This window comes from Enterobacter sp. CC120223-11, assembly GCF_900215375.1.
Taxonomy (GTDB): Bacteria; Pseudomonadota; Gammaproteobacteria; order Enterobacterales; family Enterobacteriaceae; genus Scandinavium.
The window spans coordinates 16,686-42,196 of sequence record NZ_OBEF01000021.1 but is presented as its reverse complement, the minus strand read 5'-3'; the positions used below and the strand labels follow the sequence as shown (position 1 = coordinate 42,196).

Here is a 25,511-nt window from a genome sequence, read left to right as displayed (position 1 = left end):
GTTGAGGATTATGGTTGTTCAGCGGCGATGAGTTCTTCGATCTCTTTCAGGGTGCCCGCAGCATTTTTAATGGCGTCCTGGAGGGAGATTTCGTACACGTCACGCGTCTCGAAGCGCTCGTTGTCTTCGGGCGTGATGGCGATGGCGTGGATGATGACATCGGCGCTGGCGATGTCCTGGGCGGTCAGGCGGTTCTGGATCCCGTCGGCGCCCTGAGTTTCAATTTTGACTTCATAGCCTGCCTCGGTCGCCGCTTCTTCCAGCGCCTGTGCTGCCATAAAGGTGTGGGCCAGCCCCATCGGGCAGGCGCAAAGTGCAATCAGTTTCTTCGCCATGTTCAGCTCCGTGTTCTTTGAAATAATGCTTTGAATTAAGAGGAATGAGACAGAGCGATTATGGTCAGAGGTTTCCGGGTTTCGTTACCGGGTAAATGATGCAATTACCAGACATTTGATGCACGCGGCAGGAAGTGTGATGGCGGTCAGGCTATAAGAAAAGACGATGAAAGAGGAGGGTTGCGGAGGGGAATTGCCCGGCGACGCTGGCGTTTGCCGGGCCTACAAATCGGGCCGATGTAAACATGATGATTTTGTAAGCCCGGTACGGCGTAGCCACCACCGGGCAATGGAAACTCAGTTGCCTGCTTTATCAATGACAAACTGCTTCCCGCAGTTGCCCGGGTGAGGCTGAGGTAGGAGTGAACCCTCCGCCAGCGGGGCGTTAATCGCGGAGGCTTTAATCGCAATCTGCATTTCGGTCAGGTAGGTCGGGTTACCGTTGCAGGTTAATTTGAACGCTTTCACGCCCTCTCTACCGTAGCTTTTCGCCACGGCGTCGTTAAACGCATCGCGGGTGACGGTTTTGCCGTAGTTTTGCGCCAGGAATGTGCCGAGCGCGCTCTGTTTGATTTCACCGTTCAGGCGCACCATGGTGCCAAAGTAGGCATCCGGGTCGAAGCCGAAGCAGACGCCGTGTTTGGCGTATTCGTAGCGCTCAAGGCAGGAACCACCGCCGCTGCCCGGCATCACGTTGTTGAGCTTGTTGGCCATCTCCAGAGACAATCCGGTTTCGGCTGCTGAGCACTTGCGGCTGGCGCGGGCTTCAGGCATGTTCGGCACCGGGCGCGTGGCGCAGCCGTAACGCATCCAGCGGCGATCGTCCACGCCGCGAGAGGCGATGGATTTCGGCAGGCCAGGCCACAGGCCATGCACCGTCAGATAGCTGGTTTTATCCTTCACCTCTTTTTGCAGCCGGCATTCGTCCGGCTCATCGCGGTTGCGTTCCTGCATGCTCTGGCAAAAACCGGTTTGCCAGGAGAGCGCCAGCACGTAGCGATCGAAATCACCGTATTTCGTTGCGGTCAGTGGGTCGGCGTGTACGAGCGGGGCACCCAGCATCAGTGCGGCGGCGCTAATGGCGGCTATATCCTTCCTGAACATGGTTTTTCCTGATAGCGGGATGAAAGATTTCAGGAAATATTAAAGCACAAAAAAGGCGCCCTCAGGCGCCTTTTCGTTGCGAGTGCTTATCAATGCACCAGTGCCGAAGGCACCATAAATTCAGTGGCGATGATCACCACAACCAGGCCGACCAATACCGGAATCGACGTGCGCTTAACCACTTCAAATGGCGAGATTTTTGCCATACCGGAGACGGCAACGACGACGCCGGAAACCGGGGAAATGGTGCGGCCGAGGTTGGAGGCTTGCAGCATCGGAATAGACAGATACGCCGGGTTGATGCCTGAGCTGTGCGCCAGTTTCGGGATCATTTCGACGAAGGCATAGAACGGCGCGTTACCGGAGCCCGTAGTCATGGCCGCCAGCATGGTCAGCACTACCAGCACCAGCATCAGGATGATGCTCGCTGAACCGAAGGAGGTGGCGATGGAGATCAGGCTGTCGATAAAGCCAATGGTGCTCAGACCCTGGGCAAACACGCCTGCCGCAACCAGCAGCATCACCACGCCCGCAAAGGCATCCGCCATACCGCGGTAGGCCACTTCGAGGCCAGAGAACACTTTCTGGGTGTTAAAGCCACGGAAGAATTCCAGAATCGCCGCCAGCAGCATGCAGATAACCAGAATGGTGATGATGTGCAGCTCCGGGCCCCATTTACCGTCAAAAATCAGCACGCCGATAATCGGGGTGAATGGCAGAATGGCGTAGAACGACGGTGCGTTGGTGGTGATTTCGCTGACGTCGAGCATCTCGTGGGAGATATTCTCTTTCTTGTCGAGATAGCGCTGCCAGAAGAAATGCGCCACGGCCATCGCGATAATCGCGGCGATGGAAATCGGCAGGGTGGTTTTGAAGGCAAAGTCGATCAGCGGCATTTCAGCGGCTTTCGCGGCCAACACCACGTCGCCGGAGGTTGGCGACAGAATGATCGCGGCAGGAGAGGCACAGATAGCCGCCGCAGCCCCGCGGCTGATACCGACGTTCACCATCACCGGGAACAGTGTCCCCATCAGCAGCACGCCGAGGCCCGTTGCGGAAGAGACCGCCAGCGACATCAGGCAGGCCACGAAATAGGCGGCAATCATCAGGATGTAAGGCGAGTTGATGTAGCGCAGCGGTTTAGAGGTCAGCTTGACCACCATATCGTTGGCGCCGATATGGGTCATGTAGGCCGCAAAGCCGCACAGCATCATGATCATCATGCCGAGGTCGCCGCCGCGGCTCATCAGCAGGATTTTGATGTATTCGACAATATCGGTGGCGGAGTAGCCGGTGCTGCTGGCGCTGGCCGGCAGGATTTTGTGGCCCATCAGGGCGCTGGCGATAAGCAGCGCCAGGCCGCCGACAAACAGCACGCCCGTCGCGGAATAGCCTTTGATGATATAGCGGGCGACGCCCACAATGACGAGCACCCCGATAAGGAGTTCAAACAACGTTAGCATGATGGATTCCTGTCTTCCTGCTGCCCAAAGAAAATACTGAATAAGAGAATATTTTAAAAATGAAGTCTGGGAATGTGCCCAATAAACGGCCAAATTTTACTGACGGAAATCAATAAACTGACGACAACGAGCTTCCTGACGCGGAAACAAAAACCGCTATCACATTATATCTCTATTATTCGGTGAATGTTTTACCTTCCATTGATGCATGAATGAAAAATAAAAGTTAAATAAAATCAGTGTCTTTCCCCTTTATGTAAAGAGTTTAAAAACTGCTTCCACTGGGGTTTTTACGCTGCGTATACTCGGGCCACTTTCCCCTGACGACCATGATGATGAACGCACACTGGACTTATCGCCTGCGCTTTTTCCGGCGGCATCTTGCGATGCTGCTGGTGGCCTTTGGCGTGCTTGTCCTGCAAAGCCAGCTGGTTCTGGCCGCTCATCAGTGTGACCTTAATCTGATGGGCGACAGCGCGATGCTCCAGCACGTTGAGCATCAGAAGTTGCCTTCATCAACGATGAAAACGCCACTGTGCGATAAGCACTGCGTCCCGGACAGCGCTCAGAAGCTTGCAGACCATCCGCCCGTCGTGGCGCTGCCTGTTACCCTGACGCTTGCCGCGGTGGAAATCCCCTGCCAGTCAGTCTCCCGCGCCGACTGGACCCTCAAACCGCCCGCCGTGGGGCCGCCGGCAACGATCCGCTTCTGCCGGTTCCGAGAATAAAACCTCCTGATAACTCGCTTAATTTTCAAACTGTTAACGATTATCTGGAGAACATCATGAAATTTCTGTCTGTCGCTGCGCTGGCTGGCGCACTGCTCGTCACTTTTATTGCCCCTGTCTCTGCGGCTGAAACCGCAACAACCGTTTATCACGTCAAAGGCGTGGTCAAAGCTATCTCTGCCCATTCACTAACCCTTGAGCACGACGCCGTGCCTGAACTGCAATGGCCGCCGATGACCATGCCGTTCGCGCTGGCAAAAAATCGGGTTCTGCCCGCCGTGAACATCGATGACCCGGTGGATTTTGACGTGAGTCTGGTGGATGGGCGCTACGAAATTACCGCGCTGACCGTTCGTCGCTGATCCGGGGATAACCATGAAAAAACTGACGCTGAGCCTGTGGCTCGGCGGGGTGCTGTTCGCGTCCGTTCAGGGTTCTGCTCACGCAGAGTCGTGGACGCTCGCGCAGACCCTGGCCGCCGCACGCGACTATTCCGCTGAGCTTTCTGCCAGCCGCAATGAAGCCCGCGCCCTCGAATCTATGGCGGATTCCGCGCACGAACTCCCGGACCCGAAACTGAAATTCGGCATTGAGAACGTGCCGGTGCAGGGCAGTAACGACCGGCGCTTTACCCGCGAAGGGATGACCATGCAGCGCATCGGCATCATGCAGCGCTACGTGAGCGAGGAGAAGCGTGACCGCAAGGCGAAAACCCTTCAGGCACAGTCTCGCGGGGTGAACGCGCAGGCGCAAACGCTGCTGGCTAATCTGCAGCGCGACACCGCGCAGGCCTGGCTGGATTTGGCGCTGTCGCAGCAGGCCTTAACCGCCGCCCGGCAGCTGGTGAGTGAAACTGAACGCCAGCTCGGCGTGCAAAAAGCCAGCGTGGGAGCAGGATCGTCCGCGCCGGACAGCGTGCTGGCGCTACGAATCGGGCTGAACGGGATGCGGGATAAGGTGACGCTCGCTGAACGTGATGTGCGTTTGGCGCAGGCCCGCCTTTTACAGCTTACCGGTGAAGCGGTGACAGGCATCAGCGGCAAAATGCCGTCCTGGCAGCGGCTGCCTGCCGACGAAAAAACGCTGAATGAAGGCATTGCGATGCACCCGGAAGTGATTGCGGCTTCGCGGGAGGCGAATACTGCCAAAGCGCGCTCGTCGGAATCGGCAATTGCCGCGATCCCCGATATCGACGTGGAGGTTTACTACGCGCACCGCTCGGAGGATTACGACGACATGGCGGGGGTGATGTTCACCGTCGATCTGCCGCTGTTCCAGTCTAAGCGGCAGGACAAAGATCACGCCGCTGATGTTTCTCGCACGATGCAGGCGAACGATCGGCTGGCTCTGACGCAGCGCGCTCACGCCGCCCAGCTCAGTAGTTTGATTGCTGAATATCAGGCCGCGCAAACCCTGTGGCTTCGCCAGCGCGATGAGGTGCTGCCGCTGCAGCAGCAGCGGGTAAAATTGCTCAACGCCCAGTATCGCGCCGGGCAGTCGGACCTTTCGGCACTGCTTTCTGCCCGCCGTGACCTGCTCGATTCCACGCTTGCCACCAGCGTGGCCGAAAAAGCCGTTGCCCGTAACTGGGCGGCGATTCAGTACCTGATCCCCCAGGAGAGCGCCCTGTGAAAAAATATCTTCTGACGGCGCTGAGCGTCGCAATTCTTGCGGGAACCGGCGGCTACTTCGCCGGAACTCGCGGACACGCTGAGCCTGCACAACCCGCTCAGCCCGAACGTAAAGTCCTCTACTGGTACGATCCGATGGTGCCCGGACAGCGTTTTGACAAACCAGGCAAGTCGCCGTTTATGGACATGCAGCTGGTGCCGCGCTACGCCGATGAGGGCCAGCACCCGACGCAGAGCGGCGTCAGCATCAGCCCACAGCAGCAACAAAACTTAGGCATGGTGGTGCAGGCGGCGCAGATGCGCAGCCTCACGCCTGCTTTCCAGGCCTGGGCGACGGTGACTACCGACGATCGCAGCCTGCAAACAGTCCCATCGCCCGCCAATGGCGTGGTGGAAAAACTGTTCGTTCGTGCGCCGCAGCAGTGGGTGAAAGCGGGTGAACCGCTGGCGCAGTTGTGGATCCCAACGTGGACCACCGCCCAACAGGAGTATCTGGCGGTTCGCCAGTTAGGCGATGCCGCACTGACGCGAGCCGCGCGCGAACGTCTGGCGTTGCAGTTCATGCCGGAGGCGATTGTTCGCGAGGTGGAACGCAGCGGGAAGCCGCAAACCCGCCTGACGCTTCGCGCGGAAAAAGCAGGCTATGTGGCAAAACTGGACACCCGCGAAGGCGCACAGGTGGCGGCAACCGCGCCGCTGTTCGAACTGGCAGGTCTGGACCCGGTCTGGCTGGTCGTGGATTACCCGCAAAGCCAGGCCTCGGGGCTGGCAGTGGGCAGCGAGGTGAGAGCCACGTCGGAAAGTTGGCCGGGCCTGACGTTTCACGGTCGCGTCAGTGAACTGCTGCCGCAGATGGAAACCACGACCCGCACGCTGAAGGCGCGCATCGTGCTGGATAACCCGCAGCAAAAGCTGAAACCGGGCATGTATCTGCGCGTGGAGCAGGCCAGCAGGCAGGCCTCTTCGCCGGTGCTGGCGATCCCTGAAGAAGCGCTGATTGCGACCGGCAGCAGCAACCGGGTCATTGTGGCCGGAGAAGAGGGGCATTTCCAGGCGGTGAACGTCACGCCGGGCCTGAGCGCCGAGGGCTGGACGGAAATCCGCACTGGGCTGAAGGAGGGCGATCGCGTGGTGACTTCGGGCCAGTTCCTGATTGATTCGGAAGCGAGCCTGCGCAGTGCATTGCCGGAAGCGCCCGTCGCGCAGGATCATTCGCATCATGACATGGGGGACGCACAATGATTGCCGCCGTGATTCGTGGTGCGCTGCGCAACCGCCTGCTGGTGATTGTGGCGGCGTTAGGCATGGCCATCTGGGGCTGGTGGTCGGTGCAGCGCGCGCCGCTGGATGCGTTGCCCGATCTCTCAGACGTCCAGGTGATCGTTCGCGCCAGCTACCCTGGTAAAGCGCCGCAGGTGATTGAAGATCAGGTGACCTGGCCGCTGACAACCACCATGCTTTCTGTTCCGGGTGCAAAAACCGTGCGCGGCTTTTCGATGTTCGGCGATGCCTACGTGTACGTGCTGTTTGAGGACGGGACGGATATCTACTGGGCGCGATCGCGGGTGCTGGAGTATCTGAGTCAGATCCAGTCTCAGCTCCCGGAGGGCGTCAAAGTGGAGCTGGGGCCGGACGCGACCGGCGTGGGCTGGATTTATGAATATGCTTTGGTGGATAAGAGCGGCAAGCACAGCCTGGCGGATCTGCGCGCTCTTCAGGACTGGACGCTCAAGTATGAGCTGAAAACCGTGCCGAATGTCTCGGAAGTGGCGAGCGTCGGCGGCATGGTGCGGCAATATCAGGTGGTGGTCGATCCCGACAGGCTGCGGGCGTTGAACGTGACGCATCAGCAGCTGGTTTCTGCTCTGAAAGCTGCCAATCAGGAGAGCGGTGGTGCGGTGATGGAGATGGGCGAAGCCGAATATATGGTGCGTACGACCGGCTATCTGAAAGGACTGGACGATTTCCGCCATGTGGTGATTGCCAGCCGTGACGGCGTGCCGGTGATGCTCTCTGACGTTGCCAAAGTGCAGATTGGGCCCGAAATCCGCCGCGGCGTGGCGGAACTGAACGGCGAAGGGGAGGTCGCGGGCGGTATTATCGTAATGCGCTACGGCAAAAACGCCCTCGACACGCTGCACGCTGTGAAGGCAAAACTTGCCGACCTGCAAAAAACGCTGCCGCAGGGCGTGGAGATAGTGCCGGTTTATGACCGCTCAGGGCTGATTGAAAACGCGGTTGAAACGCTCACCCATAAGCTTATCGAGGAGTTTATCGTGGTGGCGCTGGTCTGCACGCTGTTCCTGTTCCATTTCCGTTCGGCGCTGGTGGCGATTGTTTCACTGCCGCTCGGCATCCTCGGCGCATTTATCGTGATGCACTATCAGGGCATCAACGCCAACATCATGTCGCTGGGCGGGATTGCCATTGCCATCGGCGCGATGGTCGATGCGGCGATTGTGATGATCGAGAATATGCATAAGGTGCTGGAACAGTGGCGGCACGAGCACCCGGACAAGCAGCCCGATTACTGGCATATCGCCGAGAAAGCCGCGGTGGAAGTAGGGCCCGCGCTGTTTTGCAGCCTGCTAATTATCACGCTTTCGTTCATTCCGGTATTTTCGCTGGAGGCGCAGGAAGGGCGGATGTTCTCGCCGCTGGCGTTCACCAAGACCTGGTCAATGGCGATGGCCGCCGGGCTTGGGATCACGCTGATTCCGGTGCTGATGGGCTATTTTATTCGCGGTAAAATTCCTGATGAGAACGCGAATCCGATCAACCGGGCGCTCATTCGCGCTTATGAGCCACTGCTCGATAAGGTGCTCGCCTGGCCGAAAACCACACTGGTTATCGCGGTGGCGCTGCTGGCGCTAACCATCTGGCCGCTCAGCAGGCTCGGCAGCGAGTTTATGCCGCCGCTCGATGAAGGCGACCTGCTTTATATGCCGTCCACGCTGCCGGGGATTTCGGTGCGGGAAGCCAGCCGTCTGCTGCAGCAAACGGACAGGCTCATCAAAACGGTGCCGGAGGTGGCAAGCGTCTTTGGCAAAGCGGGCAGGGCGGACAGCGCCACCGATCCTGCGCCGCTGACGATGCTGGAAACGACGATCCACTTCAAACCGCGTGACCAGTGGCGGGCGGGCATGACCACCGAAAAGCTGATTGAGGAGCTGGATAAAACGGTGCAGGTGCCGGGCATTGCCAACGTCTGGGTGCCGCCGATCCGTAACCGCCTGGATATGCTGGCGACGGGGATCAAAAGTCCGGTAGGCATCAAGGTGAACGGCAACAATCTGGCGGACATTGAGCGCGTGGCCCAGGAAATTGAAGGCGTGGTGAAAACCGTGCCGGGCGTGACGTCGGCGCTGGCAGAGCGGCTCTCCGGCGGGCGTTATGTGGATATTGCCATTAACCGTCAGCAGGCGGCGCGTTATGGCGTTTCCGTGCAGGAGCTGCAATCGCTGGTCAGTACGCTGGTCGGAGGCGAAAACGTGGGGCAAACCATTGAAGGACGTGAGCGCTTCCCGATTAACGTTCGCTACCCGCGCGATCTGCGCGACAACGTTGAAAAATTGCGTCAGCTGCCGGTGGTGACGGCAAACGGCAGCCAGGTCACTCTGGGCGAACTGGCGGACGTGCGTATCAGCGAAGGCCCGCCAATGCTGAAAAGCGAAAACGCCCGCTTGTCCAACTGGATCTACGTTGACCTGCGCGGACGTGACCTGAAATCCGCGGTGGAGGAGATGCAGCAGCGTGTGGCGCAGCAGGTAAAACTGCCGCAGGGCGTGTCGCTCGCCTGGTCCGGCCAGTTTGAATATCTTGAACGTGCTATCGCGAAGTTAGAAATAGTGTTGCCGGTGACGCTGATGATTATTTTTATGCTGCTGTGGCTCACTTTTCGTCGTATTTCCGACGTGTTACTGATCATGGGCGCACTGCCGTTTTCGCTAATTGGTGGCGTCTGGCTGTTATGGCTGCTGGGCTATAATTTGTCTGTTGCCAGTGCCGTTGGTTTTATTGCGCTGGCAGGCGTAGCCGCGGAATTCGGCGTTATTATGGTGCTGTATCTGAATACGGCTCTCAATAAATATCGGAATGCGGATGGCGTGCTTGATGACGGCATGCTGCTGCATGCCATTCATGAGGGTGCAGTGCTTCGGGTCAGGCCTAAGGTCATGACCGTGGCAACCATCATGGCCGGGCTGTTACCGATTATGTGGGGCAGCGGGACGGGGTCTGAAGTGATGAGTCGTATTGCGGCCCCGATGATTGGCGGTATGGTCACGGCACCGCTGCTTTCGATGCTGGTCATTCCAGCGGTTTATAAGCTGCTGCATCGAAAAAAATAAGATTCGTCCTAATGCGAGCTTTAATTAATTAAAAAAGTCAACAGCGCTAAAATGGCGCTGTTTTTTTACAGAAAAGGATTATTCCTCTGTCGTTAAGGTTTTATTAATTTTAAACTGGTTACTCTGTTCAGGTATGAACTTCGAATGGTTATTATTTTGTGTCCAGATTGATTAAATTCTTAATATTTTCAGGGGTGTTTTCGGTTCAGCTGCTGTTTGCCTCTTTGGCAAACGCAAACATGACGTCTACCGTCAGCGACGCCTTTTCCACCCTGGGTGACAATATTGCGCAAACCTGGCAGTCGCCGGAGCACTACGATTTGTATGTCCCGGCGATCACCTGGCATGCCCGCTTCGCTTATGACAAAGAGAAGACGGACAAGTATAATGAGCGTCCCTGGGGGGCCGGTTTTGGGCAGTCACGCTGGGATGACAAAGGCAACTGGCACGGCATCTATCTGATGGCGTTTAAGGATTCCTTCAATAAATGGGAACCTATTGGCGGCTATGGTTGGGAGAAAACCTGGCGCCCGCTGGCAGATGATAAGTTTCATCTTGGGTTAGGTTACACCGTCGGTGCAACGGCCCGTGATAACTGGAACTACATCCCGATCCCGGTGCTGCTGCCTCTGGCATCCATCGGTTACGGCCCGGCAACGTTCCAGATGACTTACATTCCAGGCACTTACAACAACGGCAACGTTTACTTTGCCTGGATGCGCTTCCAGTTCTGATGTGCAAAAAGTGTGATTGACGGCAGTGGTGTCAGAGTCGTGTGTAAAAACAACGACTAACTCATGGTTTAAGTAAAAATAAGAGACTTTTATCACTTTTTCTTTAACTTAAGCTGGACAAAAGGCACCACAATTGCTGTACTGTTAGCCGACACAGCATTTGTGTCCATTTTCATGTAAAGGTAATATTGATGTCTAAGATTAAAGGTAACGTTAAGTGGTTTAATGAGTCCAAAGGCTTTGGTTTCATTACTCCGGAAGATGGCAGCAAAGATGTATTCGTACACTTCTCTGCAATCCAGTCCAACGGTTTCAAAACTCTGGCTGAAGGTCAGCGTGTAGAGTTCGAAATCACTAACGGTGCCAAAGGCCCATCTGCTGCAAACGTAATGCCTATCTAAGCATTTCGTCAGTAGAATACAAAAACCCGTCATTGACGGGTTTTTTTTTGCCTGCTCTTCAGAGAATGACTAGCGTGCAGCGGAGAATATCCACATCGCGGCGGCGGTCATGGCGAACGATCCCAGCAGGTTGATGGCGACGTTCATCAGCGCCCAGCCAAAGCGCCCGTCCTGCAATAAGAACACCACTTCCGCCGAGAAGGTCGAGAAGGTGGTCAAGCCCCCGCAAAAGCCCGTGGTGATAAGCAGTTTCCACATAGGGTCGATGTCCGTCATGCGATTAAACCATGCCAGCCCGGCGCCGATAATGAATGCCCCGAGCAGGTTGGCGGTGAGCGTGCCAATCGGGATCGCGTGATGCATCGGGTTCAGGCGCATGCCGAGCAGCCAGCGCAGCACGCTGCCGGTTCCTCCGCCAATAAAAACTGCTATAAGGATTTGTAACACCGTCAATTCCTGCTATCTGAATACTGAAGCGATTATCTTAGCGCCGGGCTGCCTGATTGGCTACGGTAACAACGGAGGGAGTGATTATGCGCGTAGCAGCCGGACAGTTTGTCGTGACGCCTGACTGGCAGAGTAATGCCCGCACCTGTGTCTCATTAATGCAGCAGGCCGCCGCGAGCCAGACGGCGCTGCTGGTGCTGCCAGAGGCGCTGCTTGCCCGGGATGATAACGACCCGGATATGTCGGTGAAATCGGCCCAGGCGCTTGATGGCGGCTTTTTACAGCTGCTTTTGGCAGAGAGCCGCCGTAACACCATGACCACGGTGCTGACGGTTCATGTCCCGACGACGGAAGGGCGCGCGGCGAATACGCTGGTGGTGCTGCGCGGAGGAGAGATTATCGCGCAGTACCAGAAGCTCCATCTTTACGATGCGTTCAGCATTCAGGAGTCAAAGCGAGTAGATGCCGGGGACGTGCTGCCTGCGCTGATTGAGGTTGAAGGCATGAAAATTGGCCTGATGACCTGCTACGATCTGCGCTTCCCTGAGATGGCGCTGGCGCAGGCCTTGCTGGGCGCGGAACTTCTCGTCTTGCCGACGGCGTGGGTGCGAGGTCCACTGAAAGAGCATCACTGGGCGACGCTGTTGGCCGCAAGAGCGCTCGACTCCACCTGCTACATCGTGGCGGCAGGCGAATGTGGGAATAAAAATATCGGCCAGAGTCGAATTATCGATCCGCTGGGCGTGACGTTAGCGGGAGCGGGCGCTGTCCAACAGCTGATTTATGCTGATGTTCACCGGGACGTTGTCCGGCAGGTTCGTGACCAACTGCCAGTACTTAAAAACCGTCGCTTTGCGCCACCGCAAATAATGTGATGTTTTTTTAATCAACGCTTGATTCACCTTGTTACAGATTGCTATTGTGTGCCGTCGCGAAATGACCGTTAATTAGCTACGGTTTTGTTAGCGCGTTTTGTAGCCTGTTTTAATCAAGAAGGTATCTATGGGTGAGATTAGTATTACCAAGCTGCTGGTGGTTGCCGCACTGATCGTGTTGGTGTTTGGCACCAAAAAGTTGCGTACGCTGGGCGGAGACCTGGGTTCTGCCATCAAAGGCTTTAAGAAAGCGATGAACGAAGACGATACGACTGCGAAGAAAAGCGCAGAAGACGACGTTCCGGCAGAAAAACTCTCTCATAAAGAGTAACGGCGTAGCCAGCATCCTGCTGGCCGGTCGCAAAGACGCCACGAGTTTCACAAGAAGGCCACAACAGATTCCGCTGTGGCCTTTTGTCATTTCTAGGGGCGCTGACTCAGAAAGTTGCAACCAACTGTTTCGCCGCTTCGCGATGTCGTGCAATCAACTGCTCACAATCCAGCCCGACGATGTGGCCATCAACTACCCGCCACTCACCGCCAACCATCACTCTGTCGGCACGCTCGGCCCCGCACAATATGAGCGCAGAAAGCGGATCGTGGCTGCCGCTGAATCGCAACTCATCCAGACGAAATAGCGCCAGGTCTGCCTGTTTGCCCACTCGAATCTCACCTAAATCACTGCGCCCCAGCAGGCGTGCCGAACCTTGAGTGGCCCAGTTCAGCACTTTTTGCGGCGTAATGGCTTTGGCGCCGTAGCGTAGCCGCTGAAGATAGAGCGCCTGGCGAGTCTCAAACATCAGACTGGAGGCATCATTGGAGGCGGAACCGTCAACGCCAAGCCCGATGATTGCCCCGGCCGCCTCCAGATCGAGGGTCGGACAGATACCGGATGCCAGGCGCATGTTCGAGACAGGACAGTGACAGATTCCCACGCCAGCAGCGCCCAGGCGGCGGATTTCATCGTCATTAAAGTGAATGCCGTGCGCAAGCCAGGTTCGGTCACTCAACCAGCCAACCTTTTCCAGATAATCCACGGTGCGCAGACCAAAGCGTTGCAGGCAGAAGGCTTCTTCATCCAGCGTTTCCGCCAGGTGTGTATGCAAACGTACGTCTTCACTCGCGGCAAGGCGTGCGGATTCCTGCATGATCTCTTCGGTGACCGAAAACGGGGAGCAGGGCGCGAGCGCAATCTGGATCTGAGCCCCTTCACCACGCTGGTGGTAGCAGTGAATCAGCCGCAGGCTGTCTTCCAGAATGGTTTCACCGGTCTGAACCGTATGCTGAGGTGGCAGGCCGCCCTCTTTTTCACCAAGGCTCATGGAGCCCCGGGTGAGCATGGCGCGGATCCCTAGCTCACGGACCACTTCAACCTGCACGTCAATGGCGTTTGCCATCCCGTCAGGGAACAGATAGTGGTGATCGCTGGCGGTGGTGCAACCTGAAAGCAGTAGTTCGGCCATGGCGACCTGACTTGCTAGTTTCAAGGCTCCGGGCGTGAGTTTCGCCCAGACGGGGTAGAGCGTTTTCAGCCAGGGGAAAAGCGGCTCATTGACGACGGGTGCCCATGCGCGGGTCAGCGTCTGATAAAAATGGTGATGCGTATTGATGAGCCCCGGGAGTACAACATGCTCACGGGCGTCAAAGACGTGCGTGCAGGGCTCTGTGGGCGTTTCTCCAGCGCCAAACACAGCGCTGATTTTCCCCTCTTCGATAAGAATACCACCCCGGGCATCAACGCCGTCCGGGGTGAAAATTGCCTGCGGGTTTTTGATCCAGATACGGCTAGCGCACATCGCTAACTCCTCCTGTTGGTGAATGAGAGAGTCAGCTCAGTTATGCCCTGTCTGCTGATCCAGGGGCGCAAACTGCGCGGGTTTACTTCCCGATCGCGGGCCGGGCAAGCGCTTCTGCTTCACTGCGCTCAGCGGGTAAGACCATATTGAGTAGCATTGCCGTTAATCCGCCGCTAGCGATTGCCGAGCCAAATAAGCTTTTGCACACGGCGGGGAGATGGCTTAAAAATTCAGGTTCAGACTCCACGCCAAGGCCAATCCCGAAGGATACGGCGATGATCAGCATGTCACGACGCGTCAGCGGTGACTGGGTCATGATGCGGATACCGGCGGCGAGGACGCTGCCGAACATCACCAGCGTGGCGCCGCCGAGTACGGGGGCCGGGATCTGTTGCACTATTGCGCCAAATACAGGGAACAGGCCAAGCAGCGCGAGCAATGCGCCAATCCAGATACCCACATAGCGGCTGGCAACGCCGGTCATCTGGATCACGCCGTTGTTCTGCGCAAAGGTGGTACTCGGCAGTGCAGAGAACGTTGCGGCCAGAATACAGCTCACGCCATCTGCAAGTATTCCACCCTTGAGGCGAGTGACATAGCGTTCGCCTTCTATTGGCTGGCGTGAAAGCAGGCAGTTGGCGGTAAGATCGCCGACGGCCTCCAGAATGCTTATCAGTGAAATCAGCGCCAGCGGCAGGAAGAGGCCATAGTCAAAATCGAAGCCAAAACGGAAGGGCTGCGGGACGGCAATCCACGCCTGATTAAAGGGCTGCCAGCTGAGTTTACCGCTCAGTGCTGCCGCCATGCAGCCGATAGCGATGCCGAGGATCACCGCCCCCAGACGCAGCCAGCGATTCCGCGCCCGGCTGAAAAGCACGATTGTGCCGAGCGTCAGAAGGCCGAGCAGTAAATTCCCCGGCGCGCCGAAGTCTTTAACGTTATGTCCGCCGCCCCAGTCGGTGATGCTGACTTTAATCAGACTAATGCCTATCAGGCACACCACGGTGCCGCTCACCAGCGGGGTGATGACCCGGCGGAGCTGGCCGAGGAAGCGGCTGACCACTATCGGAATAAATGCGGCGACAAACGTGAGGCCGAAAATCATGGCCATGATTTGCTCCGGGCTGCCGCCTTTGCTTTTGACGCTGAACCCGGCGGCCAGAATCACGCTAAGAAAGGCGAAACTGGTGCCCTGCAGGCAGATCATCCCGGCGCCCACGCCCATGAAACGGCGAGCCTGCAGGAATGTGCCAACGCCAGAGACGATAAGCGACATACTGATGAGCCAGGGCAAATACGCATTGAGTCCCAGCACGGAGCCGACAATCAGCGGCGGGGTGATGATCCCAACCAGGCTTGCCAGCACATGCTGAAGGGCGGTTAAGAAAGCAGGCAGCGGGGCGGGTTTTTCTTCCAGCCCGTAAATCAGATCGCCAGGTTCGTTTGCAGACATAAATCCACTCCGTCAGTTCAGATGACAGGGTGATGCATGAAACGTTCCATAAATCCTGTTACGGATAAGAAATTAGGTGTTTGAGTCTTATTTATTGATTAATAACGATAAATCAGTGTTTATGATGTGAGTCAAAAGTTTCATGAAGGAGGCGGTGCACTGTGATGGTGCTGCATGGCAGTGCGTAGCGCCAAAAAAAAGCCGCGGCGATAACGCAGCGGCTTTAGTGGCGGTGTAAAAAGTTACTTAACTTCGAGGCCTTTTGCCTGCAGATCCGCATGGTAGGAAGAACGCACGAAAGGCCCACAAGCAGCATGGGTGAAGCCCATTGCCAGCGCTTCCGCTTTCATCTCTTCAAACTCGTCCGGGCTGACGTAGCGCTGCACCGGCAGGTGGTGACGGCTCGGCTGCAGATACTGACCCAAAGTCAGCATCGTGACGCCATGACGGCGCAGGTCGCGCATCACTTCGACGATCTCGGCATTGGTTTCACCCAGGCCAACCATCAGACCGGATTTGGTCGGAATATCCGGATGCGCTTCTTTGAAACGCTCCAGAAGCTTCAGGGACCAGTTGTAGTCTGCACCTGGGCGTACCTGGCGGTAAACACGCGGCACGTTCTCCAGGTTATGGTTGAAGACGTCTGGCGGCGTGGCGGTAAGGATCTCCAGCGCACGATCCATGCGACCGCGGAAATCCGGCACCAGCGTTTCGATTTTGATGTTCGGGCTTTTTTCGCGGATGGCTTCGATACAGTCAGCGAAATGCTGTGCACCACCGTCGCGCAGATCGTCGCGATCAACGGAGGTGATCACCACATAGCGCAGCGCCATGTCGGCGATAGTCTGTGCCAGTTTTTGCGGTTCATTAGCATCTGGCGCAACCGGACGGCCGTGGGCGACGTCGCAGAATGGGCAGCGGCGGGTACAAATTGCACCGAGGATCATGAAGGTCGCCGTGCCGTGGTTGAAGCACTCCGCAAGGTTCGGGCAGGAGGCTTCTTCGCACACTGAGTGCAGGCCATTTTTACGCATGGCCGCTTTAATTCCCTGAATGCGGGTGGAGTCAGCCGGCAGTTTGATTTTCATCCATTCCGGCTTTCTCAGCAGCGCTTCGCGCTCGGTAGCCACGTTTTTAACCGGGATAAGGGCCATTTTATCGGCGTCGCGGTACTTAACACCGCGTTCCATCACAATGGGTTTACTCATAGCGTGCGTGTTCCAGTTGCGAGTAACGAAGGAAAGCGTTTCAATTCAAGGGAATGTTGTATTTATCAACTATTTTTGAATTTGATGGCGGGCAGTATAGCATTAATCAGGGTGATAAAGCAGCCTGCCAGCCCGGCAATTTGTAAACCAGTTGTTGCTTTATGTGCTTAATCAGGCGGCACAGCGGAAGAAAGCCGGGAGGGAGACATTCAGAAAGCCTGACGGATGGCGGTAATCACGCTTTGTAGTACCGGATCGCGCATGCTCAGTTTGTTGTAATGTAAAGAAAAATCGATAGACTCTTCCCGAAGCGGCATGAAGTCCACCACCTGCAGTGGCCAGCAGCGGGAGAAGAGGTCGTAGCAGCGGGAAGGCATCAGGCCCACTAAGTCACTGCTGCCGATCAGTGCGGCAATCGTCACAAGATTGTAACTGCTGAAGCTGATGTGACGTTCAGGGAATATTTCATGCAGTCGCTTGCGCAAATCCGTATGGGCAGCCCCCTCCATCATCAACAGCGTATATTCGTACTGACTCAGAGATTCTTTGCTGTGAGGTGCTTTAATCAACGGATGCCCGGCGCGTGCAACCAGTACGATTCGATCGTTATACAGTACGTGATGGCTTAGGGCTCTTGCACTGTGAACGTTGCTGTCGATGATCAGGTCCGTCTGGAACTGACTCAACTGAAGGCCGACGTCGGTGACCGGGATATTACGCAGCAGAAGCTGAGGGAGCTTTTCTTTAATGGTTTGGTAGATGGCAGGCATCACCAGGGCACCCACCGTGGGTGATGTACCAATAGTAATGGTGCGCTGTTTGTCATAGCTGCCGGTTAAATCCAGCGCGCCAAGGATCGATTCCAGACCCTGGCTGATGTATTCGTGCAGGTGCGTGGCATAGGCCGTTGGGGTAACGCCCTGGCCTTTGCGGATGAAGAGCGGATCGGGGAATATTGTGCGCAGTTTCTGAATAGACTGGCTAATTGCGGATGGCGTGAGATTCAGAATTTTCGCAGCATTAACGATGCCTTTGTGTACATATACGGCCTCGAAAATCGTCAATAAATTGAGATCGATATTTCGCAATGTCCGGAAGATTTGCGGCGTATCACTCTCAAGACGAGGATTTATTCGGCTTTCCGGCTGGTCGTTATATTCCACACTTGTACTCCGTATTCATTCACAATATGAATGATAGTTGAAAAGGTATTTATTGTTATTATGCTTTTGAGCGGCTGCTTTACGCGGGAACAGAATTTAGTTCTCGTTGAACAATGAGTTACATTGTTAACGCTGGAGCCTGCCCATTTTTCATGTGGTGTGCTAACGTAAATTATTGTATGCGGCGTTGGCGCTTCTTCGCCAGGCGGAGAAAAAATATAGAAACTTCGGAATAATGTAAAGGAAAACCCGGTAAAACGGCCTGGGGCCCGACAAAATATCCGGGCCGCTGTATAATATATTAAGCAGTAATATATTTATGAGGTGGATTGTTTAGCAGTGCTAAAAAATTGGCCACCAGCACCGGAGCGATATTTTCCGGTTTTGCCTCCGGCTGCCACTGCTGCATTTGCGTCATTTCCATGCCCGCATACCCGCATGGGTTGATGCGTAAAAACGGCGACAAATCCATGGACACGTTCAGGGCCAGGCCATGGAATGAGCAGCCTTTACGAATCCGTAAGCCTAATGAGCAAATCTTTCTTTCCCCGACGTAAACGCCTGGGGCATCTGCCCGCGGATGTGACTCAATGCCGGATTCTGCCAGCGTATTGACGACGGTTTGTTCGAGCAGGGTAACCAGCTCACGCACGCCAAGCTTACGGCGTTTCAAATTGAGCAGAACATACATCACCTGCTGCCCTGGCCCGTGGTAGGTCACCTGGCCGCCGCGATCGCTCTGGATAACGGGAATGTCGCCCGGCACCAGCACATGCTCCGCTTTGCCTGCCTGGCCCTGAGTAAACACGGGCTGATGCTCCACCAGCCAGATCTCGTCCGGGGTGGTTTCATCACGCTGGTCGGTAAAATCATGCATAGCCTTAGATACGGGCTCATAGGGCTGTACGCCAAGCTGGCGGACGAGGAGGGTGTTCAGATCCAAAACGACAACTCCGCGGAACGGGAAAACAGGGATGGGAGTATATCACAGCCGTGGGGAAGGGATTGCCCGGCGCGTGCCGGGCAAAGGGATTACAGCACCATACGAACGATTTCGATATTGCCCAGCTCTTCGTACAGGGTCTCTACCTGTTCGATGTGGGTGGCGTTGATGGTGATAGACACAGAGTGGTAATTGCCTTTGCTGCTCGGTTTTACCTGTGGAGAGTAATCACCCGGCGCATGGCGCTGCACCACTTCCACCACCTGGTCAACCAGCTCAGGCTTCGCCAGACCCATCACCTTGTAGGTAAATGAAGTAGGGAATTCAAGCAGTTCGTTAAGTTTGGTTTTCATGTCAGCTCCGGTGGTTTTAAAAGCACTGCTCCCGCGCGGGCACGGGAGCAGTTATAGTCATGCGTAGTATATGGGGATGGAAATCACACTTTCAAGTGCGCATTTTTTAACCAAACCAGTGGTGGAACATTAATTTAATGTAATCAATGATCTTGCCGAAGAAATTGCCTTCCGGAATCTCCTGCAACACCACCAGCGGACGCTGTTCGATTGTTTTGCCGTCGAGCTGGAAGTTGATGGTACCGACCACCTGGTTCTTCTGCAGCGGGGCGTGCAGCTCGGTAGTGTTCAGCACGTAGCTGGCTTTAAGATCTTTCATGCGACCACGTGGGATGGTCAGATAAACGTCTTTGTCTACGCCGAGTGATGCGCGGTCGTTGTCGCCAAACCAGGCGGGCTCAGAAGCGAATTCTTTGCCTGCTTTCAGTGGGTTCACGGTTTCAAAGAAGCGGAAGCCCCAGGTCAGCAGCTTTTTGCTTTCGGTTTCACGGCCTTTATAGGTGCGGCCGCCCATCACGGCAGAAACCAGGCGCATCTGACCTTCGGTTGCGGACGCCACGAGGTTGTAGCCTGCTTTGTCAGTGTGGCCGGTTTTGATGCCGTCCACGTTCAGGCTGTTGTCCCACAGCAAACCATTACGGTTCATCTGACGGATGCCGTTGAAGGTGAACTCTTTCTCTTTGTAGATGGTGTATTCGTTCGGCACGTCGCGGATTAGCGCCTGGCCAATCAGCGCCATGTCGCGCGCCGAGCTGTACTGGCCGTCCGCATCCAGGCCGTGTACGGTCTGGAAGTGGGAGTTTTTCAGGCCCAGCGCCGCCACGTAGCTGTTCATCAGGCCAACGAAAGCGTCCTGGCTGCCGGCCACATAATCGGCCATCGCCACGCAGGCATCGTTACCGGACTGCAGGTTGATACCACGGATCAGCTGGGAAACAGGCACCTGCATGCCCGGCTTCAGGAACATCAGGGAGGAGCCTTTGAATACCGGGTTGCCGGTTGCCCAGGCGTCGGTGCCCACGGTGACCAGATCGGATTCTTTAAATTTACCTGCCTTCATTGCCTGGCCGATGACGTAGCTGGTCATCATTTTGGTCAGGCTTGCCGGGTCACGGCGGGCGTCAGCATTCTGCTCGGCCAGGACTTTGCCTGAGTTGTAGTCGATAAGAATGTAGGATTCCGCGTCAATCTGTGGGACGCCCGGGATCATGGTTTTGATGTTCAGGTCGTCAGCGTGAGCCGCGGAGGTCAGCGCTGCAACTGACAGCGCCGTGATGAGTAAACGAGCAGAGAAAGAGGTCTTCATGGTCAGTACAACGACATCCGTGATGGAATTAAAAAAAGTGCCTAACTATAGCAAATGCGCTTCGGGCGGGCATCCTGCAATGCGTATGAGATTGTTAATGGTTTTAACATTCACACGGCATTAAAGATGCCCTCTTGATTAGTTGGCGTGAGTAATAAATGACTGTAGCTGCGCTTCGCTTTGCAGGCGCTGCTGGATGCTACTTGCCTCGGTCTTGCTGCTAAACGGCCCAAGCTGGATACGCCAGACGGCACCGTTCTGCGTGACGCGACCCGGCACGGAAAACTGCTGACTCAGACGCTGCTGATACTGCTGCGCACGAGCCTGATCGCTGACGGCACCGACCTGAACGACGTAGCTTCCGCTGGCCGCTGCGGGTGCTGCTGCCGTTGCCGTCGCTGCTGGCGCAACGCTTCCCTGAGTGGAGCCAGGGGCGGTAACCGGTGCGTTTTGTGTCGCGACAGGCTGAACGGCTGGTTGCGCAGCCACTGGCTGTGCTGCTGGCTGTGTAGCAACAGGCTGTGCCGCCGGTGGTTCAGAACCTTCGAGCACGCCGCTGTTCAGCGTGGTAGGTGCGCCGAGGAAGCCGCTGCTGTTGACTGGCGCACCGGTGCTGTCTTCAGGCTTCAGCGTATCGTTGCTGATTGCGCGCACGTCGTTTTGTGGACTCTGATCCTGCGGAACAGACGAAGCGCTACCCATGCCACCATTCAAATCAGGGCGGGCGGGCAGGGCATAAGTCTGTTTCGCGATAGTCGTACAGGCGGTACCCGGGCCGGACATCGTTCCGTCCTGCGCCACAATGATCGGGTCGATCCGCACTTTGGTGTTGTTCGATGTATTCAGACGGTCAGCGGCGGCACGTGAGAGTGAAATCACGCGGTCATTGCCATAAGGGCCACGATCGTTGATACGCACAATCAGCATGCGACCGTTTGCCAGGTTAGTGATACGGGCATAGCTCGGGATCGGCAGTGTCGGATGCGCGGCGGTAAGCTGCATCGGATCGAAGGCTTCACCGGACGCCGTCAGGTTACTGCCTGGCTCGGCATCATAAATGGCCGCAAGTCCCGCCTGGCTGAAGTTCGACGGATCCTGCACAATTTTGTAATTCTTGCCGTCGCGCTGATAATCCTGGTTCACTGTCGGATTCAGGTTTTCGAAACGGGGATCGGCGCCGCTAATTTCAACAACCGGGCCATTACAGACCGCGGGTTTCGGTGTGGAGACGGTTTGCTGCTGCTGCCCGTCGTCACTCGAACATGCTGCCAGTAAGCCCGCTGCGATACAGATCCCAAGCCATTGTTTACGCATCATTGCGCACCCCTTATACGCTTTTCGACAACATTTTTCTGTGGGTATGGATCGACATGACGATCCCAAACCCGGCCATCAGTACGATCAGGGCGGAGCCCCCGTAGCTCACCAGCGGCAGTGGAACACCGACCACCGGTAAAATTCCACTCACCATACCAATATTTACGAAGACATAAACGAATAAAATCAACATTAAACCACCGGCCATAACGCGACCAAAGGTGGTTTGCGCCTGGGCGGCGATCCACAGCCCACGCATAATGAGCAGGACATAAAGTGCCAGCAGGACGAGGAAGCCTATCAGGCCAAGCTCTTCAGCAAGGACCGCAAAAATAAAGTCCGTGTGGCGTTCGGGTAAGAATTCAAGCTGCGATTGTGTACCGTGCAGCCAGCCTTTTCCGCGCAGCCCGCCGGAGCCGATAGCAATTTTGGACTGAATAATGTGGTAGCCCGCACCCAGCGGATCGGTTTCCGGATCGAGCAGCATCATCACGCGCTGACGCTGATAATCGTGCATCAGGAAGAACCAGAGAATCGGAATAAATGCCGCCACCAGCACAACGGCAACGCCAATCAAACGCCAACTCAGACCGGAGAGGAACAGGACAAACAGCCCAGAGAGGGCAATCAGAATCGACGTCCCGAGGTCCGGCTGCGCCGCTACCAGCAGCGTTGGCAGGAAAATCAGCACCAGCGCAATGGCGGTGTTCTTAAGCGTGGGTGGACAGACATCGCGGTTGATAAAGCGAGCCACCATCAGCGGTACGGCGATTTTGGCAATCTCTGATGGCTGGAAGCGGACAATACCGAGGTCAAGCCAGCGCTGTGCGCCTTTCGAGATGGCACCAAAGGCGTCCACCGCGACCAGCAGGACAATACAGAAGATATAGAGCCACGGTGCCCAGCCTTCATAGACGCGCGGCGGAATTTGCGCCATCACGACCATGATCACTACGCCCATGGCAATCTGGCCGATTTTACGCTCCATCATGCCGATGTCCTGACCGCTGGCGCTCCAGATAACCAGCGCGCTATAGGTCAGCAACGCCAGCAGTATAAGCAGCATGGTCGGGTCGAGGTGGATTTTATCCCACAGCGATTTCTTGTTCGGATTATCCGTCATAGTTATTGATCCTCCGCCGCGGCGTTCGCCGGGTTTTCCGACGGCAGTACGGTATTGTTATCACCGAGCATAATGTGATCGAGAATCTGACGCATTAACGTCCCGACCGCCGGGCCTGCACCGCCGTTCTCAAGGATCATGGCGACCGCCACCTTCGGACTGTCATAGGGGGCAAATGCCGTCATCAGCTTATGGTCACGCAGGCGTTCCGCAATGCGGTGCGCGTTATAGGTTTCATTCGCTTTCAGGCCAAAGACCTGGGCGGTACCGGATTTGGCTGCCACTTTGTAAGGCGCGCCAGCGAAGTATTTATGTGCTGTCCCGTTTGGACGGTTGGCAACGCCATACATCCCGTCTTTGGCAATTTCCCAGAAGCCGGAGTGAATGTCGCCGACAGGGGCTTCTTGCGGCTGCTGCCATGGCACCTGCTTGCCTTCCTCGGTGGTGCTCATGAGCAGATGCGGCACTTTCACCACACCGTCATTAATCAGGATCATCAGGGCTTTACTCATCTGAATCGGGGTTGCCGTCCAGTAGCCCTGACCGATACCCACCGGAATGGTATCGCCCTGATACCACGGCTTTTTAAAGCGTTTCAGCTTCCATTCGCGCGTCGGCATATTCCCGGATCGCTCTTCGGAGAGGTCGATGCCGGTGTAATGGCCGTAGCCGAATTTCCCCATCCACTCAGACAGGCGGTCGATACCCATGTCGTAGGCGACCTGGTAGAAGAAGGTATCGGCAGATTCTTCCAGCGCTTTGGTGACATTCAGGTGGCCGTGGCCCCATTTTTTCCAGTCACGGTAGCGTTTATCAGAGCCAGGAAGTTGCCACCAGCCCGGGTCAAACAGGCCAGTATTGCGGGTGATAACCCCAGCGCTCAGCGCGGAAACCGCAACGTAAGGTTTAACGGTCGATGCCGGGGGATAAACCCCCTGCGTCGCACGGTTCACCAGCGGTGTATTCTGGTCGTTCAACAGGGAAGAGTAATCTTTGCTGGAGATCCCATCCACAAAAAGGTTCGGGTCGTAGCTGGGCATAGAAACCAGCGCGAGGATCCCACCAGAGCGCGGATCGGTCACCACGACGGCTGCACGACTGCCGGCCAGCAGCGTCTCGACATACTGCTGAAGCTTCAAATCGAGGGTCAGGTAGATATCATGCCCGGCCTGCGGGGGCACTTCTTTCAACTGACGAATGACGCGCCCGCGGTTATTGACTTCAACCTCTTCATAACCCGTCTGTCCGTGAAGAACATCTTCGTAATAGCGCTCTATACCGAGCTTGCCGATGTCATGGGTGGCGGCGTAGTTAGCGAGCTTGCCTTCTTTATCAAGGCGGTCGACGTCTTTATCGTTGATTTTCGAGACGTAGCCGATGACGTGCGTCAGCGCGGAGCCATAAGGGTAATAGCGTCGCTTGTAGCCTTTTACTTCCACGCCCGGGAAGCGGTACTGATTAACGGCAAAGCGTGCGACCTGCACTTCCGTCAGGTTCACTTTCACCGGAATCGAGGTAAAGCGGTGCGAACGGGCGCGTTCTTTCTTGAAGTTGGCGATATCGTCGTCGGTGAGATCAACCACGCTGCGCAGATCGTTCAGCGTCTGCTGCAGGTTATCGACCTTTTCAGGCATCAGCTCCAGCTGGTAAATGGTGCGGTTCAGCGCCAGCGGCGTGCCGTTGCGATCGTAGATAATGCCGCGGCTGGGCGGGATCGGCACCAGCTTGATGCGGTTTTCGTTAGAGCGGGTTTGATAGTCAGTAAAACGGACAATTTGCAGATTATAGAGGTTAACAACCAGCACGCCACTGAGGACTAAAATGCCCAAAAAGGCGACCACCGCCCGGCGCACAAACAGCGCGGACTCAGCCGTATAGTCGCGAAAAGAATTCTGTAATTTCATCCGCTGTTAATCTAACCTGGTCATCATTACTCGCGGTGGTAAGGGTGGTTGGTGGTAATACTCCACGCCCGGTAGAGACTCTCTGCAACCAGCACCCGGACTAACGGATGCGGGAGAGTGAGCGAGGAGAGGGACCAACTCTGTTCTGCAGCGGATTTACAGGCAGGCGATAAGCCTTCCGGCCCACCAATCAGCAGGCTCACATCGCGTCCGTCGAGCTTCCAGCGCTCAAGCTCCTGAGCCAGCTGGGGCGTATCCCACGGACGGCCTGGAATATCCAGGGTGACAATGCGGTTCTTGCCCGCAGCCGCCAGCATCAGTTCACCTTCTTTCTCCAGAATGCGTTTAATGTCTGCATTCTTGCCGCGCTTGCCGGCAGGGATTTCCACCAGTTCGAACGGCATATCTTTGGGAAAGCGGCGCAGGTATTCCGTGAACCCGGTCTGAACCCAGTCCGGCATTTTTGTGCCCACGGCAATCAGCTGCAGCTTCACGCATTAACCCCAGAGTTTTTCCAGTTCGTACAGGTGACGGCTCTCTTCCTGCATGACGTGTACAATGACATCACCGAGGTCAACGACGACCCAGTCAGCGACGTTTTGACCTTCAACACCCAGCGGCAGCATACCTGCGGCACGGGATTCCTGAACAACGTGGTCAGCGATAGACATTACATGGCGGGTGGAGGTGCCGGTACAAATGATCATGCAGTCGGTGATGCTGGATTTGCCGTGAACGTCGATTGCCACGATGTCCTGGCCTTTAAGATCGTCGATTTTGTCAATAACAAAATCCTGAAGTGCTTTACCTTGCAAGTTTCCCCCTGGTCAGGTGATAAAAAAGATAAACAGCCCGTAAGTATACCTGAAACCAGGACG

Annotated in this window: 25 protein-coding genes; 9 read left to right on the top strand and 16 right to left on the bottom strand. The window is 56.1% G+C overall.

Annotated features, from left to right (window positions below):
* Nucleotides 1-8: 8 nt before the first annotated feature.
* The 3 genes from CRO87_RS19685 to dcuC all read right to left on the bottom strand — a co-directional run bounded on the left by CRO87_RS19685 (nt 9) and on the right by dcuC (nt 2,902).
* The gene (locus CRO87_RS19685; protein WP_097164618.1) at nt 9-335 is read right to left on the bottom strand and encodes a PTS fructose transporter subunit IIB; all 327 of its coding nucleotides are present in this window, start codon (nt 333-335) and stop codon (nt 9-11) included.
* A 297-nt stretch (nt 336-632) separates the two neighbouring features.
* Complete coding sequence (rna, locus tag CRO87_RS19680; protein ID WP_097164617.1) at nt 633-1,439, bottom strand: ribonuclease I; 807 nt, start codon at nt 1,437-1,439, stop codon at nt 633-635.
* Nucleotides 1,440-1,528: 89 nt separating this feature from the next.
* Nucleotides 1,529-2,902 (bottom strand): anaerobic C4-dicarboxylate transporter DcuC, encoded by a 1,374-nt coding sequence (dcuC, locus tag CRO87_RS19675; protein WP_097164616.1) that lies wholly within the window; start codon nt 2,900-2,902, stop codon nt 1,529-1,531.
* A 329-nt stretch (nt 2,903-3,231) separates the two neighbouring features.
* On the opposite strand from dcuC, the gene CRO87_RS19670 reads away from it, so the two are divergent.
* From CRO87_RS19670 to cspE, 7 genes are all read left to right on the top strand, one after another.
* Nucleotides 3,232-3,630: a DUF2946 domain-containing protein gene (locus CRO87_RS19670; protein ID WP_369680100.1), complete on the top strand. Its 399-nt coding sequence runs from the start codon at nt 3,232-3,234 to the stop codon at nt 3,628-3,630.
* 56 nt (nt 3,631-3,686) lie between these two features.
* Nucleotides 3,687-3,992: a copper-binding protein gene (locus tag CRO87_RS19665; RefSeq protein ID WP_097164615.1), complete on the top strand. Its 306-nt coding sequence runs from the start codon at nt 3,687-3,689 to the stop codon at nt 3,990-3,992.
* A gap of 13 nt (nt 3,993-4,005) precedes the next feature.
* On the top strand, nt 4,006-5,262 hold the full coding sequence (locus CRO87_RS19660; protein ID WP_097164614.1) for a TolC family protein: 1,257 nt from the start codon (nt 4,006-4,008) through the stop codon (nt 5,260-5,262).
* Nucleotides 5,259-6,503 (top strand): efflux RND transporter periplasmic adaptor subunit, encoded by a 1,245-nt coding sequence (locus CRO87_RS19655; protein WP_097164613.1) that lies wholly within the window; start codon nt 5,259-5,261, stop codon nt 6,501-6,503. Before CRO87_RS19660 ends, CRO87_RS19655 begins: the two co-directional genes overlap by 4 nt.
* Nucleotides 6,500-9,610, top strand: a complete 3,111-nt coding sequence (locus tag CRO87_RS19650; RefSeq protein ID WP_097164612.1) for an efflux RND transporter permease subunit — start codon at nt 6,500-6,502, stop codon at nt 9,608-9,610. Before CRO87_RS19655 ends, CRO87_RS19650 begins: the two co-directional genes overlap by 4 nt.
* A 209-nt stretch (nt 9,611-9,819) precedes the next feature.
* Entirely contained in the window at nt 9,820-10,344 is a 525-nt protein-coding gene (pagP, locus tag CRO87_RS19645) for a lipid IV(A) palmitoyltransferase PagP (protein WP_369680101.1), read from the top strand.
* 191 nt (nt 10,345-10,535) lie between these two features.
* Nucleotides 10,536-10,745, top strand: coding sequence for a transcription antiterminator/RNA stability regulator CspE (cspE, locus tag CRO87_RS19640; RefSeq protein WP_004100146.1), 210 nt, complete (start codon nt 10,536-10,538; stop codon nt 10,743-10,745).
* A gap of 69 nt (nt 10,746-10,814) precedes the next feature.
* On the opposite strand, the gene crcB is transcribed toward cspE, so the two are convergent.
* Nucleotides 10,815-11,192 (bottom strand): fluoride efflux transporter CrcB, encoded by a 378-nt coding sequence (gene crcB, locus CRO87_RS19635; protein WP_097164610.1) that lies wholly within the window; start codon nt 11,190-11,192, stop codon nt 10,815-10,817.
* 86 nt (nt 11,193-11,278) lie between these two features.
* On the opposite strand from crcB, the gene CRO87_RS19630 reads away from it, so the two are divergent.
* Entirely contained in the window at nt 11,279-12,067 is a 789-nt protein-coding gene (locus tag CRO87_RS19630; RefSeq protein WP_097164609.1) for a deaminated glutathione amidase, read from the top strand.
* 127 nt (nt 12,068-12,194) lie between these two features.
* Nucleotides 12,195-12,398: a twin-arginine translocase subunit TatE gene (tatE, locus tag CRO87_RS19625; protein ID WP_097164608.1), complete on the top strand. Its 204-nt coding sequence runs from the start codon at nt 12,195-12,197 to the stop codon at nt 12,396-12,398.
* Nucleotides 12,399-12,504: 106 nt separating this feature from the next.
* On the opposite strand, the gene CRO87_RS19620 is transcribed toward tatE, so the two are convergent.
* The 12 genes from CRO87_RS19620 to rsfS all read right to left on the bottom strand — a co-directional run bounded on the left by CRO87_RS19620 (nt 12,505) and on the right by rsfS (nt 25,448).
* Nucleotides 12,505-13,863, bottom strand: coding sequence for an 8-oxoguanine deaminase (locus CRO87_RS19620; RefSeq protein WP_097164607.1), 1,359 nt, complete (start codon nt 13,861-13,863; stop codon nt 12,505-12,507).
* 82 nt (nt 13,864-13,945) lie between these two features.
* Nucleotides 13,946-15,316, bottom strand: a complete 1,371-nt coding sequence (locus CRO87_RS19615; protein WP_097164606.1) for a nucleobase:cation symporter-2 family protein — start codon at nt 15,314-15,316, stop codon at nt 13,946-13,948.
* A 242-nt stretch (nt 15,317-15,558) separates the two neighbouring features.
* Nucleotides 15,559-16,524 (bottom strand): lipoyl synthase, encoded by a 966-nt coding sequence (gene lipA / locus CRO87_RS19610; protein ID WP_097164605.1) that lies wholly within the window; start codon nt 16,522-16,524, stop codon nt 15,559-15,561.
* 209 nt (nt 16,525-16,733) lie between these two features.
* Entirely contained in the window at nt 16,734-17,687 is a 954-nt protein-coding gene (locus tag CRO87_RS19605; protein WP_097164604.1) for a YbeF family transcriptional regulator, read from the bottom strand.
* A gap of 301 nt (nt 17,688-17,988) precedes the next feature.
* Nucleotides 17,989-18,630, bottom strand: a complete 642-nt coding sequence (gene lipB / locus CRO87_RS19600; protein WP_097164603.1) for a lipoyl(octanoyl) transferase LipB — start codon at nt 18,628-18,630, stop codon at nt 17,989-17,991.
* Nucleotides 18,631-18,719: 89 nt separating this feature from the next.
* Nucleotides 18,720-18,983, bottom strand: coding sequence for a DUF493 family protein YbeD (gene ybeD, locus CRO87_RS19595; protein ID WP_097164602.1), 264 nt, complete (start codon nt 18,981-18,983; stop codon nt 18,720-18,722).
* 106 nt (nt 18,984-19,089) lie between these two features.
* Nucleotides 19,090-20,289 carry a D-alanyl-D-alanine carboxypeptidase DacA gene (gene dacA / locus CRO87_RS19590; protein WP_097164601.1) on the bottom strand — a complete coding sequence of 400 codons (1,200 nt, stop codon included), beginning with the start codon at nt 20,287-20,289 and terminating at the stop codon, nt 19,090-19,092.
* Between the two features lie 138 nt (nt 20,290-20,427).
* Nucleotides 20,428-21,603, bottom strand: coding sequence for an endolytic peptidoglycan transglycosylase RlpA (gene rlpA, locus CRO87_RS19585; RefSeq protein WP_097164653.1), 1,176 nt, complete (start codon nt 21,601-21,603; stop codon nt 20,428-20,430).
* A gap of 13 nt (nt 21,604-21,616) precedes the next feature.
* The gene (mrdB, locus tag CRO87_RS19580) at nt 21,617-22,729 is read right to left on the bottom strand and encodes a peptidoglycan glycosyltransferase MrdB (RefSeq protein ID WP_097164600.1); all 1,113 of its coding nucleotides are present in this window, start codon (nt 22,727-22,729) and stop codon (nt 21,617-21,619) included.
* Nucleotides 22,730-22,731: 2 nt separating this feature from the next.
* Nucleotides 22,732-24,633 carry a peptidoglycan DD-transpeptidase MrdA gene (mrdA, locus tag CRO87_RS19575; RefSeq protein WP_097164599.1) on the bottom strand — a complete coding sequence of 634 codons (1,902 nt, stop codon included), beginning with the start codon at nt 24,631-24,633 and terminating at the stop codon, nt 22,732-22,734.
* 26 nt (nt 24,634-24,659) lie between these two features.
* Entirely contained in the window at nt 24,660-25,127 is a 468-nt protein-coding gene (gene rlmH, locus CRO87_RS19570) for a 23S rRNA (pseudouridine(1915)-N(3))-methyltransferase RlmH (RefSeq protein WP_097164598.1), read from the bottom strand.
* A gap of 3 nt (nt 25,128-25,130) precedes the next feature.
* Nucleotides 25,131-25,448, bottom strand: a complete 318-nt coding sequence (gene rsfS / locus CRO87_RS19565; RefSeq protein WP_097164597.1) for a ribosome silencing factor — start codon at nt 25,446-25,448, stop codon at nt 25,131-25,133.
* Between the last annotated feature and the right edge of the window lie 63 nt (nt 25,449-25,511).